The sequence below is a fragment of the Planctomycetota bacterium genome (genome assembly GCA_016872555.1).
Taxonomy (GTDB): Bacteria; Planctomycetota; Planctomycetia; order Pirellulales; family UBA1268; genus F1-20-MAGs016.
This window is the reverse complement of record VGZO01000017.1, coordinates 1-13,453: the sequence shown is the minus strand read 5'-3', so window position 1 is coordinate 13,453 and position 13,453 is coordinate 1. Positions and strand designations below refer to the sequence as shown.

The 13,453-nt window shown below is 71.0% G+C and carries 7 protein-coding genes and 1 pseudogene; 5 read left to right on the top strand and 3 right to left on the bottom strand.

Annotated elements, in window-relative coordinates; genetic code table 11:
* Positions 1-7: 7 nt before the first annotated feature.
* From FJ309_07715 to FJ309_07700, 4 genes are all read left to right on the top strand, one after another.
* The gene (locus FJ309_07715) at positions 8-2,113 is read left to right on the top strand and encodes a cyanophycin synthetase (GenBank protein MBM3954486.1); all 2,106 of its coding nucleotides are present in this window, start codon (positions 8-10) and stop codon (positions 2,111-2,113) included.
* Positions 1,998-3,281, top strand: coding sequence for an exonuclease SbcCD subunit D (locus tag FJ309_07710; GenBank protein ID MBM3954485.1), 1,284 nt, complete (start codon positions 1,998-2,000; stop codon positions 3,279-3,281). The genes FJ309_07715 and FJ309_07710 overlap by 116 nt, the downstream gene beginning before the upstream one ends.
* Positions 3,278-5,968, top strand: a complete 2,691-nt coding sequence (locus tag FJ309_07705; GenBank protein ID MBM3954484.1) for an SMC family ATPase — start codon at positions 3,278-3,280, stop codon at positions 5,966-5,968. The genes FJ309_07710 and FJ309_07705 overlap by 4 nt, the downstream gene beginning before the upstream one ends.
* Before the next feature lie 218 nt (positions 5,969-6,186).
* Positions 6,187-9,465, top strand: coding sequence for a DEAD/DEAH box helicase (locus tag FJ309_07700; protein ID MBM3954483.1), 3,279 nt, complete (start codon positions 6,187-6,189; stop codon positions 9,463-9,465).
* A gap of 211 nt (positions 9,466-9,676) precedes the next feature.
* Here the strand turns inward: FJ309_07700 and FJ309_07695 are convergent, their stop codons facing one another.
* The 3 genes and pseudogenes from FJ309_07695 to FJ309_07685 form a co-directional block, all read right to left on the bottom strand.
* Positions 9,677-10,525, bottom strand: a complete 849-nt coding sequence (locus FJ309_07695; protein MBM3954482.1) for a DUF3800 domain-containing protein — start codon at positions 10,523-10,525, stop codon at positions 9,677-9,679.
* A gap of 296 nt (positions 10,526-10,821) precedes the next feature.
* Positions 10,822-10,908 (bottom strand): annotated as a pseudogene (locus tag FJ309_07690) (type II toxin-antitoxin system PemK/MazF family toxin).
* Entirely contained in the window at positions 10,895-11,092 is a 198-nt protein-coding gene (locus FJ309_07685; GenBank protein ID MBM3954481.1) for a hypothetical protein, read from the bottom strand. The pseudogene FJ309_07690 and the gene FJ309_07685 overlap by 14 nt, the downstream one beginning before the upstream one ends.
* A gap of 83 nt (positions 11,093-11,175) precedes the next feature.
* Here FJ309_07685 and FJ309_07680 point away from each other — a divergent pair.
* Positions 11,176-13,453, top strand: a 2,278-nt coding sequence (locus FJ309_07680; GenBank protein ID MBM3954480.1) for a class I SAM-dependent DNA methyltransferase, incomplete at its 3' end; no start/stop codon positions are given.

Sequence of the window (13,453 nt, the reverse complement as noted above, 5' to 3'; positions counted from 1 at the left end):
CTCGGGGGTGGCACGGCTCATGGAATGGCGGCGGACGACTCGGTACGACGGCGCGAGCCGCTGGCATTCCCTCCCGGTGCTCGAAGTCGAGGTCGATCCGGGGGCGCTCTCGCGCTGGTCGCTCGCCGCCGACACGGCCGCGCGCGGCAGGCTGTCGGCCTGGCGCGGCGCGCTCGAATCGCGCCCCCACGAAATGGCGTTCGAGGGATCGCCGCCGGTCCCCGGCCCGGCGTTCGACGAGCTGCTCGGCGCCGGTGACGCCGCCGCCGTGCTGCGCTGGCTGTGGGGCACGTTTCTCGCCGCCGCCGGGACCGCGCCGACGGCGACCTGGACGGAGCTCCTCCCGGCGAGTCGTGCCGAGCCCGACCCGGCCGGATTCGTGATCGCGGCCACGTTCGAGGAGCCGCGGTTGGCACTGGCCTGCCTCGAAGCGGCGCGCGGCTGTCTCGTCGCTGCCGCCGACGGCCGGGCCTACGACGTCGCCGCGGCGGTCCGCGACGCGGTCGACGTCGCCGACACCCACCGCCTCGGGCCGAGCACGCGCGCCATCGTCCGCGCCGCCGAGGCCCGCGCGATCCCCACCCACCGGGTCACCACCGCGAGCCTCGTGCGCCTCGGCGAGGGGAGCCGGCAGCGGCGGATCTGGACGGCCGAGACCGACGCCACAGGCACGATCGCCGAGTCGATCGCCCAAGACAAGGAGCTGACCAAGCTCCTCCTCCGGCAGGTCGGCGTGCCGGTGCCGCTGGGGCGCGTCGCCGACACCCCCGAGGATGCCTGCCGCGCCGCCGACGAGCTCGGCTATCCGGTCGTCGTCAAGCCGCGCGACGCCAACCACGGCCGCGGGATCTCGTTCGGCCTCGTGCGCGCCGGGCAGGTGCGCGACGCCTTCGCGCTGGCGGTCCGCGAAAACCACGACCAATCGGCCGGCGTGATCATCGAGCAGTTCGCTCCCGGTGTCGCCCACCGGCTGCTGGTCGTCGGCGGGGCGGTGGTCGCCGCGTCGCGCGGCCAGCACGACGTGGTCGTCGGCGACGGCCGGCGCACGATCGCGGCGCTGGTCGACGAGGCCAACCGCGATCCGCTCCGCGGCGAGAACTACACCGATCTCCTCGGCGTGATGCGGATCGACGAGGTGGCCCTGGCGCTCCTCGAGCGCTCCGGCCTCGCCCCCGACAGCGTCCCCGAGGCCGGTCGGCGCGTGACGATCAAGGTCAACGGCGACCTGATCACCGACGAGACCGACGAGGTCTGCCCGGAGGTCGCGGCGCGGGCCGTGCTCGCCGCGAAGACGGTCGGCCTCGACGTCGCCGGGCTCGACGTCGTCGCCGAAGACATCGGCCGGCCGCTCGAGGCGCAGCGCGGGATGGTGATCGAGGTCAACGCCGGTCCGGGGATCTTCATGCACGTCGCCCCGCTCCATGGCCGGCCGCGCCCCGTCGGCGAGGCGATCGTCGCCACGCTGTTTCCCGCCGGCGCCGACGGCACGATGCTGCTCGTGGCCGTCGCCGAGGCGCCGGGGGCCGTGGCGGTGGCCCGCGCGGCCGCGACCCTGCTCGATGGCGCGGGGCTCCGCTGCGCCATCGCCGCCGGCGGCCACGTGGCGCGGGCGGGCCATCCCGATTGGAAAGTCGGTGCCGGCGACGGAGCCGCGTTCGAGGCCCTCAAGGCCCATCCCGATCTCGACGCCGGCGTGGCCGTCAGCCATGCCGCGGCCGCCGAGCGCGACGGCCTGGGCACGAGCCGGCTCGACGTCGCGGTGTTTCCCGCCGGGGCCGTGTCGGCGCCGCAGCGCGCCGCCCTGCTCCACGCCCTCGGCTCCCGCGGCATGGCCGTCGTGCCGGCCGACCATCCGGCCCTGGGCGCGATCGGGGAGGCGCTCGGCGCCGCGCGTGTCGTGGTCGTCGGTGGCGCGCGTTCCGGTGCCGGCCGCCAGGTGATCCTCAGCGGCGAACGGGTGGACGTGATCACCTGCGGCACGATCCGGTCGGTCCCGAATGCCGGCACCGGTGCCGAGCACCTGCTCGCGCTGGCCGCCGCCTGGGCCACCGGGGTCGATCCCGAGCGGCTCGGCGCCTCCGGCGCGGGATCGTCGGCCGCCCGGCAGCCCTGAAGCCCGTTGGGAATACGCAGCGATGCGGATCCTCCACACCGCCGACTGGCATCTCGGCCGGGTCCTCGGCGGCCTCGACCTGATCCCGGCGCAGCGCCACGCGATCGAGGCGATCGTCGCGATCGCGGCCGACGCGCGCCCCGACGTGATCGTCGTCGCCGGCGATCTCTACGACCGCGCCGTGCCCGGCGAGGAGGCGGTCGGCCTGCTCGACGAGGCCCTCCGCCGGCTCGGGGAGATCGCCCCGGTCATCGCGATCGCCGGCAACCATGATTCCGGCGCCCGGCTCGACTTCGGCACCGAGTTTTTCCGCCGGGCCGGCGTCCACCTCGCCGGCCGGCCGCGTGCCCGTCCGGCGCGCGTCGAGCTGGCCGATGCCCACGGGCCGGTCACGTTCCACCTGCTGCCGTTCGCCACGCCGGCCGACGCCCGGTTCCTGACGGGGCGCGACGACGTGGCGTCGCACGAGGCGGCGACGGCGGCGCTGCTCGCCGGTGCCGACACGTCGGCCGGCGGCCGCCACGTGCTCGTCGGCCATCTGTTCGCCCAGGGGGGCGAGTCGTCCGACTCGGAGCGCGACATCTCCGTCGGCGGCGTGGCCACCGTGCCCACGGCGCTGTTCGCCCCGTTCCACTACACGGCGCTCGGCCATCTCCACCGGCCCCACGCGCTGGCCGACGGCCGGATCCGCTATGCCGGGTCCCCCGCCCGCTACTCCTTCTCCGAGGAGCACCAGCGCAAGACCGTGGCGCTGGTCGCGCTCGATGCCGCCGGCGCCGTGACCGTCGAGGAGATCCCGCTTCCCGCGCTCCACGGGATGCGCACGCTCCGCGGCCGGTTCGACGACCTCGTCCGCGCCGCGGCCGACGACGCCGACAGGCAGCGCGACCTGATCCGCGTCGAAGTCGTCGACCCGATCGTGCCCCCCGGCGCCCGCGAGCGCCTCCGCACGCTCTACCCGCTGCTGCTCGAATTCCGCGTCGAGCCCCCCGCGCGCGGCCCGGCCGACGCCGCCCGCCCCGCGCTTGACGACCTCGCCCGGTCGAGCCCCCACGCCTTCGTCGAGCGGTTCCTCGGCGACCGCTATCCCGACGCCGCCTGCGACGCGGTCCGGGCGCTGGCGCGGGAGTGCATGGAGCAGGCGCTCGCCGCGGAGCGTGAGCGATGAGGTTCCAGCGCCTCGCGATCAGCGGGTTCGGGCCGTTCGCCGGCACCGAGACGATCGACTTCGACCGGCTCTCGGCCGCCGGCCTGTTTCTCCTCGCCGGGCCGACCGGCGCCGGCAAGACCACGCTCCTCGACGCGATCTGCTACGCCCTGTACGGCGAGACGACGGGCGAAGGCCTCGGCCAGGGGCCGATCGACGGCCGGAGCGGCGCCGACCTCCGCTCGGCCCGGGCCCGGCCCGACCAGCTCACCGAGGTCGAGCTCGAGTTCTCCGTGTCCGGCGCGCGCTACCGCGTCGTCCGCAACCCGCAGTACACGCGCGCCCCGCGCCGCGGCACGACCCCCGTCACCGAGCCGGCCCGCGCGGCGCTCCACCGCCACGACGCGGCGGGCGGGGGGCGCTGGGAGCCGCTGGCCGCCAAGGTCCGCGACGTCACGGCGCGCGTCGAGGAGATCACCGGGTTTACCGCCGGTCAGTTTCGCCGCGTCGTCGTCATCCCCCAGGGGCGGTTCCGCGACGTCCTGGTGAGCACGCCGGCCGTGCGCGAGGAGCTGCTCGAGCGGATCTTCGGCACCGCCGTCTACGAGGCGTTCGAGGAGCTCGTGGCCAAGCGCGCCAAGGAGGCGGGGCAGGCCCTCGAGGCCCTCGCCGCCGAGCGCGGCCGGCTGCTGGCCGACGCGGAAGGGCTCGGCGACCTCGACGATGCCGCCGTCGCCGTCCGCCTCGCCGCCGACCTCGATACCGGCCGCGCCGCCGCGGTGGCGGCGAAAGGGGCGCTCGACAAGGTGACGGCCGACCACGACGCCTCGGCGCGGGCGCTGGGCGCCGCCGGCGAAGTCGAGGCCCTGGTGCGTGGCGTCGCCGATGCAGAGCGGGCGCTTGTTGCGGCGACCGCGGCCCTCGACGACCTGCGCCCCGCGCGCGACGAGCTCGTGCGTGCCGAAGCGGCGGCGGAGCCCGAGCGGCTGCGGCAGGCGAGCGCCGAGCTCGACCGCGAGGTGGGAAGTGCGGCGAAGGAGGTCGAGACCGCCGACGTCCGGCTCGCCGCCGCGACCGACGTGGCAGCGGTCGCGCGTGGGCGGCTCGCCGCGGCCACGACGGCGCTCGAGGCGGTCGAGGGAATCGACCGCCGCCTCGGCGTGATCGCCGAGCAGCTCGCGGCGATCGCCACCCTCCGCGAGTCGCACGCCGCCGCCGGCCGGGCGCTTGCCGCCGCCGACACCGCAGTCGCGATCGAGCGCGAGGCCGAAGCCACGGCGGCGGCCGCCGCGACGCGAGCCAGTGCCACGGCCGACTCGGCCGCCGACGCCCTCCGCGAGGCGCGGCGCCTGCATGCGGCCGACGCCGCCGGCCGTCTGGCGGCGCTGCTCGCGGCCGACGCTCCCTGCCCGGTGTGCGGCAGCCGCCACCATCCGGCGCCGGCGCGCCCTCAGCCCGGCGCGCCAGACGACGCCGCGGTCGACACGCTCGACGAGGCGCTGGCCAAGGCGGTGCAGCGCCGCGACCAGCTCGTCAGCGCGGCGGCTGCGGCGGTGGCGGCGCGGGTCGAAGCCGAGGGGCGCGAGGGAGCGGCGCGGGCGTCGCGCGACGCGCTTCCCGCGCTCCCGGAGGGAGAGTCGCTCCAGCGCGAACGCGGCGACCTGGGAGCCTGGCGCGGTCGGCTCGTCGCCGACCAGAGCGCGGCCACGGCGGAGGTCGCCACAGCCGAGGGGGAGGTGCGGCTCCTCCGCGAGCGGCGCGCCGCCGCAGTCGAGCGCCAGCAGACACTCACCCGCCAGGCGGCCGATGCCGCGTGTGCCTTGGCCGCGGCGCTGGCCGCCTCGCCGTTTGCCACCGAGGGGGCGCTGGCCGAGGCGGTCCGGCCGGCGGCGGACGTGGCGGCGCTGCGGAAGCAGATCACGGGCGCCGAGCAGCAGGCAACGACGGCCCGCGAGGTGCTCGCCGATCGCCGCACGCGGCTCGGCGGGCGCACCGCGCCCGACCTGCCGGCCCTCCGCGCGGCCCATGACGCGCTGTCGGAAAAGCGGCAGGAAGCGCTCGTGGCCGACGAGCAGGCGCGGAGCACCGTGTCGTGGCTCGAGTCGCTCGTCGCCAGCCACGCCGATTTCGCCGCCCGCCAGGCGCGCGTGGGGCCGGCGGCGCTGGCGGCCCATCGGCTCCATCAGATGGTGACCGGCCAGGCGCACGCGGTCGAGCGGCTGAGCCTGCACCGCTGGGTGCTCGGCGCGGTCCTCGAGCAGGTCGTGGCCCACGCGACGGTGATCCTCCGGCAGATGACGCGCGGGCGCTATGAGCTGGTGCGGGCGGAGCCGGCGACGCGGAGCGTGGCGGCGGGGCTCGACATCGACGTCCTCGACCACTGGACGGGCACTTGCCGCGGCGCCCGTACGCTGTCGGGGGGCGAGACGTTCCTGGCGTCGCTGGCGCTGTCGCTGGCGCTGGCGAAGACGGCCGAGGAGCACCAGGGGGGGCGGCGCCTGGAGACGGTGTTCATCGACGAGGGGTTCGGGGCCCTCGATGCGGAGACGCTCGAATACGCGCTGGTCGCGCTCCAGGGCCTGCGGGCGGAGGGGCGCGTGGTCGGCGTGATCTCGCACGTCGAGGAGATGCAGCGTTCGATCCCGGTCCAGCTCCGCCTCGTTCGCCACGGCGACGACACCACGACCACGATCGTCGGCACGCCGTGATCGGGGGCTATCTGTCCGTGGACAAAGCCCTCCATGGCCTTTGTCCACTCAGGCGACCGCGGGAAACGCCGAGGGTTTCCCGGGTCGCCGTCGGCCGCATCCCGCGGCCGATCACGTGGTTCGCCCCCTGCTGTTCGCCACGCTGTTCCTCTGCCCCGCCGATGAGGTAGAAACCGTCCTGTTCTCCGGGGGCTTCACCTGTGACCGCTTCGACCAGCCTGCCGACCCGCTCCCCTGGCACGCTCCCCTGCCCCGGCCAGGTCGTGAAATGCCGCACCCGGGCCTGGCTCGTCGACGAGGTCGACGCCTCGCCCCACGGCACGAAGGTCGCGCTCTCCTGCCTCGAGGACGACGCCCAGGGGGAGGAGCTCGAAGTCATCTGGGAGCTCGAGCTCGACACCTGCATCGTGGACCGGGAGGCCTGGAAGAGCATCGGCTGCAAGGGTTTCGATGACCCCCGCCACTTCAGCGCCTTCGTCCGCACGCTCCGCTGGCACTGCGTCACGGCCACCGACCCGCGGCTCTTCCAATCCCCCTTCCGCGCTGGCATCCGCCTCGACGCCTACCAGCTCGAGCCCCTGCGAAAAGCCCTGCTGCTCCCGCGGGTGAATCTGTTCATCGCCGACGACGTCGGCCTCGGCAAGACGATCGAGGCGGGGCTGATCACCAGCGAGCTGCTCCTGCGGCGCCGCGTCAAAGACGTCGTCGTCGTCTGCCCCCCATCGATGGTGCCGCAGTGGCAGGGTGAGCTCGAGGCCCGCTTCGGCCTCGTGTTCAACGTCCTCGACCGGCTCGCGATGGAGCGGATCCGCCAGGAGCGCGGCTGGGCGGTGAACCCCTGGAGCGTCCACCCCCGCTGGCTCGTGTCGTCGAAGCTGCTGATCGACGAGACCTACGCCGGCCCCTTGCGCGACTGGCTCGGCACGCTCCGCCCCGGTTCGCTCCTGATCTTCGACGAGGCCCACCATGCCGCCCCGTCGAGCGACAATCGCTATGCCATCGACAGCCGGATCACGCGCGCGGTCCGCGACCTCGCCCCGCGCTTCGAGCACCGGCTGTTCCTCTCGGCCACTCCCCACAACGGCCACTCCAACAGCTTTTCCGCCCTCCTCGAGATCCTCGACCCGCAGCGGTTCACCCGTGGTGTGAAGGTCCGCGTCAAGGATCTCGATCCGGTGATGGTCCGAAGGCTCAAGGAAGACATCCGCACCCGTGTGGGCGGGTTTCCCGAGCGCGTCGTGAAGCGGCTCGACATCGATAGCCTTCCCCCCGACGCCCCCGAGCTCGAGCTCCCCCGGCTCCTCGCCGAATACCGCGACCTCCGCAAGACCCGCCTCTCCGCGAGGGCCACGCGCCGGCAGGCGGCCGAGGCGATGCTCGTGGTCGTCGGCCTCCAGACGCGGCTCCTCTCCAGCACCGAAGCTTTTTATAGGACGCTCCTCGTCCACCGCCGCTCGATGGAGAAGGTCTGGGCGGCTGAAGCGGCGCCGGCCCCGGACCAGCAACACCGCCTCACGATCGCCTCAGCCACGGCCGACGCCGCGGTCACGGCTCCGTCGTCCGACGACGACCGCGCCGACCTCGACCCGGCCGAACTGGCGACGATCGAAGACGACGCCATCGCCTCGCTCACCGCCGCCACGCCCACCGGCCCGGCGTCGCTCGCCACCCGCGAGCGCGACCTCCTCGACCGGATGGCCGCGATCGCCGACGACGCGCGCCATCGCCCCGACGCCCGCCTTCGAGCCCTCGTGACCTGGCTCCAGAAACACTGCTGCCCCGCCATCCGCCTCCCCGGTGGCTCGGCCTCCGGCGCGTCGACCGCCTGGTCCCCCATCCGCGTCCTCATCTTCACCGAATGGGAAGACACCGCCCGCTATCTCTGGCAGATGCTCTCGGCTGCGATCGAGGGCACCGACTTGGCCGACCGCCGGATCGCCGTCTTCCGCGGCTCGACCCCCGCCTTCGGCAGAGAAGAAATCAAAAAGGCGTTCAACGCCGATCCGGCGAAGGAGCCGCTCCGCATCTTGATCGCCACCGATGCCGCCCGCGAGGGTCTCAATCTCCAGGCCTGGTGCCACAACCTCTTTCATTTCGATCTTCCCTGGAATCCCGGTCGCCTCGAACAGCGCAACGGCCGCATCGACCGCAAGCTCCAGCCGTCGCCCGAAGTCTTCTGCCACTACTTCGTCCACACCCAGCGGCCCGAAGACCGCGTGCTCGAAGTGCTCGTCGAGAAGACCGACCGCATCGCCCGCGAGCTCGGCAGCCTGTCGCAGGTGCTCGAATCGAAGATCGACACGATCCTGAAATCAGGCATCGACCGCGCCACTGCCGCCGCCCAGGCGGCCGATCTTGGCGCCATCGACCTCGACGCCGCCGCAAAGGCCGCCGTCGACGAGGAGCTCGAGGCCACGCGCGCCCGGCTCACGAAGATCGACGACCAGATCGACTCGCTCCGCAACCGGATCAACGACGCCCGCCGCGCGATCGGCCTCGACGAAGAGCATCTCCGCGACGCCCTTTCCTGTGCGCTCGAGATGAATCGCGCCTCTCCGCTCGTCCCGCTCCCGGCCGCCGACCCCGCCGCGCCCGCGCGGTTCACCCTCCCCGACCTCGACACCCGCCTCGGCCGCGATTCCACCTGGAGCGACACGCTCGACACGCTCCGCGAGCCCCCCGACTCCGGCCCCCGCGACTTCCGCTGGCGCAAGGAAAAACCGATCCGCCCCGTCGTGTTCACCGCCCCGGCCGGCATCGACGACTCGGTCGTGCAGCTCCACCTCGAGCACCGGCTCGTAAAGCGGCTCCTCGGCCGGTTTCTCGCCCAGGGATTCGTCCACGACGACCTCTCCCGCGCCCTCCTCGGCCAGTCGGCCGACGCGATCCCCCGCGTGATCCTCCTCGGCCGACTCTCGCTCTATGGCTCGGGCGCCGTCCGGCTCCATCAGGAGATCCTCACGGTCACCGCCCAGTGGACCGACCCGGCAAACCGCAAGGGCACGCTCACGCCCTACAAACGGTCCGCCGAGCAGCACACGCTCACGCTCCTCGAAGACGTGATGAAGCCCGCCGCGGGCATGCGTGTCGCCGACGCGATCCGCACCAAGCTCCTCGCGGCGATGCCCCGCGACATCGAGGAGCTGCTCGTGCATCTCCAGACCCGCGGCGAGGAGCACCGCGCCGACGCCGTGGCCCTCCTCGACAAGCGGGCGGCTGCCGAAAGCGAAGCGCTCCGCACCGTGCTCGTGGATCAAAAAGCCCGCATCCAGAAGGAGCTCGCCACCGCCGACGACCCGCAAAAAACGTTCGGCGGCGATTTCAACGACGACGAAAAGCGGCAGCGCGACCTCGACCGCCGGGCCTGGCAGCGCTTCCTCGACCGCGTGGACGACGACATCGCCCGCGAGCCGGCGCGGATCGTCGATTTTTATCGCGTCGCGAGCTATCGGATCGAACCCGTCGGCATCGCCTACCTGTGGCCAGTCACGAATTGACCGCTCCCATGCCCAACCACCCCCGCACCGGCAACGAAACCTCGAATCCACTGCCGCGCGGGCTCGTCGTGTGGGCCACGACAGTCGCCAGCACCCGATCGTCTCAGATTTCGGAATGCCCTCGCTCCCGACAGACCAGACAATTGCACGAAGCGACCGGAACGTAATGCCGGAGGCCGTGCAACTTGCCGTATGTATCCCGATCGAATCGCTAAAAAATCTGCATGAACTGACGCTCTTCATGACTGCCGGCTGCGGCGCCTTTGTCGAGATAACGCCGCACGACATATGCCGCGACGTCTGCGAGCTGTAGCCCCCCGACCTTGTCACTGGAACCGAAAAACGGCACATCAATCACATGCTTGATCAGCCCGAAGGAGTGCCCCTTCTGCCGATATTTCCGAAACAAGGGCTCGACGACTGATTGCGTCGATGCGTCATGATCGTGCATCAACAACCCATGATCGACACGTCCACGGGGGCTATCTCGCCGTCGCCACGAGGCCTTCTTCTGGAGGAAGGTGTCAAACCGGGCTACCACCTGCGTGAATGCCTGCTCCCGCAGATCAGCAGTACCGGACAAAACGGCAGGATGACTCTTGTCGATAGCCTCGCCAAACAACCGAATCGAGTCGTAGCCCGCGATCACCTCGATCGCATCGTCGAGAAGCTGCGACCGTTCCTCACGAGACAAGTGAACGTACGGCGCGGAATTCCGGTAGCGATCCCTACGATTATTCCGCTTCGAGTTCGATTGTTCTGCGAGCAGCTTCTGTTTTCGAAGTTCGAGCACTCGAGCCCTTCGCTCCGCCCAGGCCATCTCCTGAAAATCAGGAATCTCGTCCTGTTCCTTGATCGTGCCCGCAAACTCCTTGACATGGATTTCGAACTGGTCCGGGTCTGTATCGGCAAGACAGTATCTCTGTTTCACTGCTCGAAGACGCCTGTCGAGCGCGAACCAACTGCCCTCGTGCATGCACAGCCCGACGAGCACGTAGTGCCTGGTATTTCGGTCCTGCAGCTCGGGAGTTCCGGAGGCATCGAGATAGAGGACGTACATAAAAAAAGGAGGCCCGGGTGGGGGTTAACCCCAACGTGCCGAAGCACTCCCAGGCCAAATATCGAGAACGAGTTTTTATCAACCCCAAGCACCTTGGAATGTAATGCCGGGCCTTCTGGGAGTCAACCGTGTTCGGCCGTCGGCGCGGCTGCCCCTGGCAACTCTGAAGACCCACGACAAGCCGGTCAGTGCCAGCACCTTCGCTGCCTGGGGAAAGGAGCAGTCGTGACCGGTCGGAAGCAGCGGAAAAATGTCGGCCTAGCGACTGGCGGCGTGTCGGCCGTCGGACGCCATGGTGGCACGCTGATCACGACGCAGGGGCGGATTTTGGCCACGAGCCCAAGATCGACGAGCCACACGTCGCCGCGGTCAGCCTGCTTCACCGGCGGCCTCACGACAGTCGAGCTCGGCGAAGAGGTCGTCGGCCGCCGCCGCGAGTGCCTCGTCCGACACGTCGCCAGCCTCGCCCGCGACGACTCGCGCGAGCAACAGCCGCGTGGCCTCCCGCTTCTCCTCCGCGGAGAGCGCGTCGAACGACTCGAGCAATTCCCTGACGGCTTCGGTCATGGTGGCACATCCGCGACGCAGCCCGATCCCGATTGCACCAGTGTACGCCGGAACACCATCCCTGCCAAGAAGGTTTTCCGGCCGTGACGGATTATCTGCACGAAAAAACCCTCGCCGACCACCGCGCCTGGCTCGGCACGCTCGCCCCCGAGGGGCTCGTCGTCTCCCCGGCCGTCCTCGCCGACGCGCAAGTCGTCCTCGGCACGCTCGACCCCGAGCGGCAGCGGCTCTTCACGTCGCACACCGCCCGCCGCGGCGATGTTCCCGAGGGCCGTGAGCTCACCCCCGAGCAGGCCGACAAGTGCTTTGTTGTTGACATCCCCCGGTTTCTCACCGACTTCCTCGGCTGGCCGGCCGACCTTCTGCTTGGCGTCTCGCCCGCCCACCCGATCCCCGATTCCCTCCGCATCCCGCTCCCCGAGCTCCACGAGGAGCTTGTCCCGACCTACGCCCTCCGCGATCCAAAACCGAAAAACGCCGACCGCCCCTGGCTGATCCTCGTGAAGGTGCTGCCGGTCGGCACCGACCTCGACAAGGAAACCACCGGCGACTCCGCTGCCTGGACAGCCTCGCCCACCCGCCGGTTCGAGCGGCTCCTCCGCGAAACGGGCGTGCCCATCGGCCTCCTCACCGCCGGCACGTCGCTCCGCCTCGTCTACGCGCCCCGCGGTGAGTCGGCGGGCGTCCTCACGTTTCCCGTCGGCTTCATGCGGGAGGTGGCCGGCCGCCGCGTGCTCGCCGCCCTTTCGATGCTCCTCGGGCCGTATTCCCTTCTCTCCGGCCCCACCGCCGCCCGCCTCCCCACGCTCCTCGCCAAGAGCCGCGACTTCCAGGCCACCGTCTCCACCGCCCTCGCCCAGCAGGTGATCGACGCCGCCTTCGAACTGGTCCGCGGCTTTCAATCCGCCAATGAAAAAACCGGTGGCACCCTGCTCGCCGATGTCCTCGCCACCCGGCCGAACGAGGTCTACGAGGGCCTGCTCACCGTCCTCATGCGGCTCGTCTTCACGCTCTACGCCGAAGACCGCGGCCTCCTGCCGTCGTCGAGCCTCTACCAACAGCACTACGGCGTCCACGGCCTTTTTGAACGGCTCCGCGGCGACGCCGCCAAGCACCCCGACACGATGGACCTCCGCTACGGCGGCTGGGCCCAGCTCGTCGCCCTCTTCCGGCTCATCTACTCCGGCTCCACACACCCCGACGTAAAACTCCCGCCGCGGTCGGGCTACCTCTTCGATCCCGACCGGTTTCCGTGGCTCGAAGGTGGCGTGGCAGCAACGCACGGCGGTCGCGCAGGAGTCGATCCCCCGGCCTCCGCCGCAGGCGGTGGCCGCCATCAAAAGGTGCCGGCAGTCCCCGACGGCACGCTCCACCGCGTCCTGGAAAAACTCTTGGTGCTGGAAGGTGAGCGGCTCTCGTATCGCACTCTCGACGTCGAGCAGATCGGCAGCGTCTACGAAGTGATGATGGGCTTTGGCTTGGGCCTCGCCGACGGCACGTCGATCGCGATCAAGCCCAAGAAGAAGCACGGCGCCCCCGTGCCGGTGAATCTCGAATCCTTGCTCGCACAAAAACCTGCCGACCGCGCCAAAGCCTTCGAGGCCGAGACCGACCACAAGCTCACCCCCAAGCAATCTGCTCCGCTCAAAGACGCCACCACAACCGACGACCTCCTCGCCGCTCTCGAGGCCGCCAAAAGAATAGCCCGCTCGGCCACGCCCCAGCCCCTCGCCGCCGGCGCGATGCTCCTTGTGCCGAGCGACGAACGTCGCCGCTCCGGCTCCAACTACACGCCCCGCAAACTCACCGAGCCGATCGTCCGCAAAACGCTCGAACCGATCCTTGCGAACCTCGGCGAGAAGCCCACGCCGGCCCAACTCCTCGACCTCAAGATCTGCGACCCGGCCATGGGCTCGGGCGCGTTCTTGGTCGAGGCCTGCCGCCAACTCGCCGAACATCTCGTCGTCGCCTGGCAACGCCATGGCGGCATGCCGCCCGTCCCCCCGGACGAAGACGAGCTCCTCCTCGCCAAGCGGCTCGTCGCCCAGAAGTGCCTCTACGGCGTTGACAAAAACCCGATGGCCGCCGACCTCGCCAAGCTCTCCCTCTGGCTGGCCACACTCGCCAAGGATCACCCCTTCACGTTTCTCGACCACTCGCTCCGCTCGGGCGATTCGCTCGTCGGCCTCACCCGCAAGCAGATTTCTTCATTGCACTGGGAGGAGACCAAGCAACTTCCATTGGTTGCCGACAAGCTCGCAAAAGATATCCGCCGCGCTGGTGAGTCACGCACAGCAATTCTGAACGGCGGCGACTTTCTCACCCCGGAATTCAAGCAGCAGAAACTCTCGCTCGCTGACG

Excerpts from the sequence above, each read along its gene's own strand:
- FJ309_07710 (MBM3954485.1), top strand. The coding sequence starts at position 1,998 with ATGCCGGCACCGGTGCCGAGCACCTGCTCGCGCTGGCCGCCGCCTGGG.
- FJ309_07705 (MBM3954484.1), top strand. The coding sequence starts at position 3,278 with ATGAGGTTCCAGCGCCTCGCGATCAGCGGGTTCGGGCCGTTCGCCGGC.
- FJ309_07695 (MBM3954482.1), bottom strand. The coding sequence starts at position 10,525 with ATGTACGTCCTCTATCTCGATGCCTCCGGAACTCCCGAGCTGCAGGAC.
- FJ309_07685 (MBM3954481.1), bottom strand. The coding sequence starts at position 11,092 with ATGACCGAAGCCGTCAGGGAATTGCTCGAGTCGTTCGACGCGCTCTCC.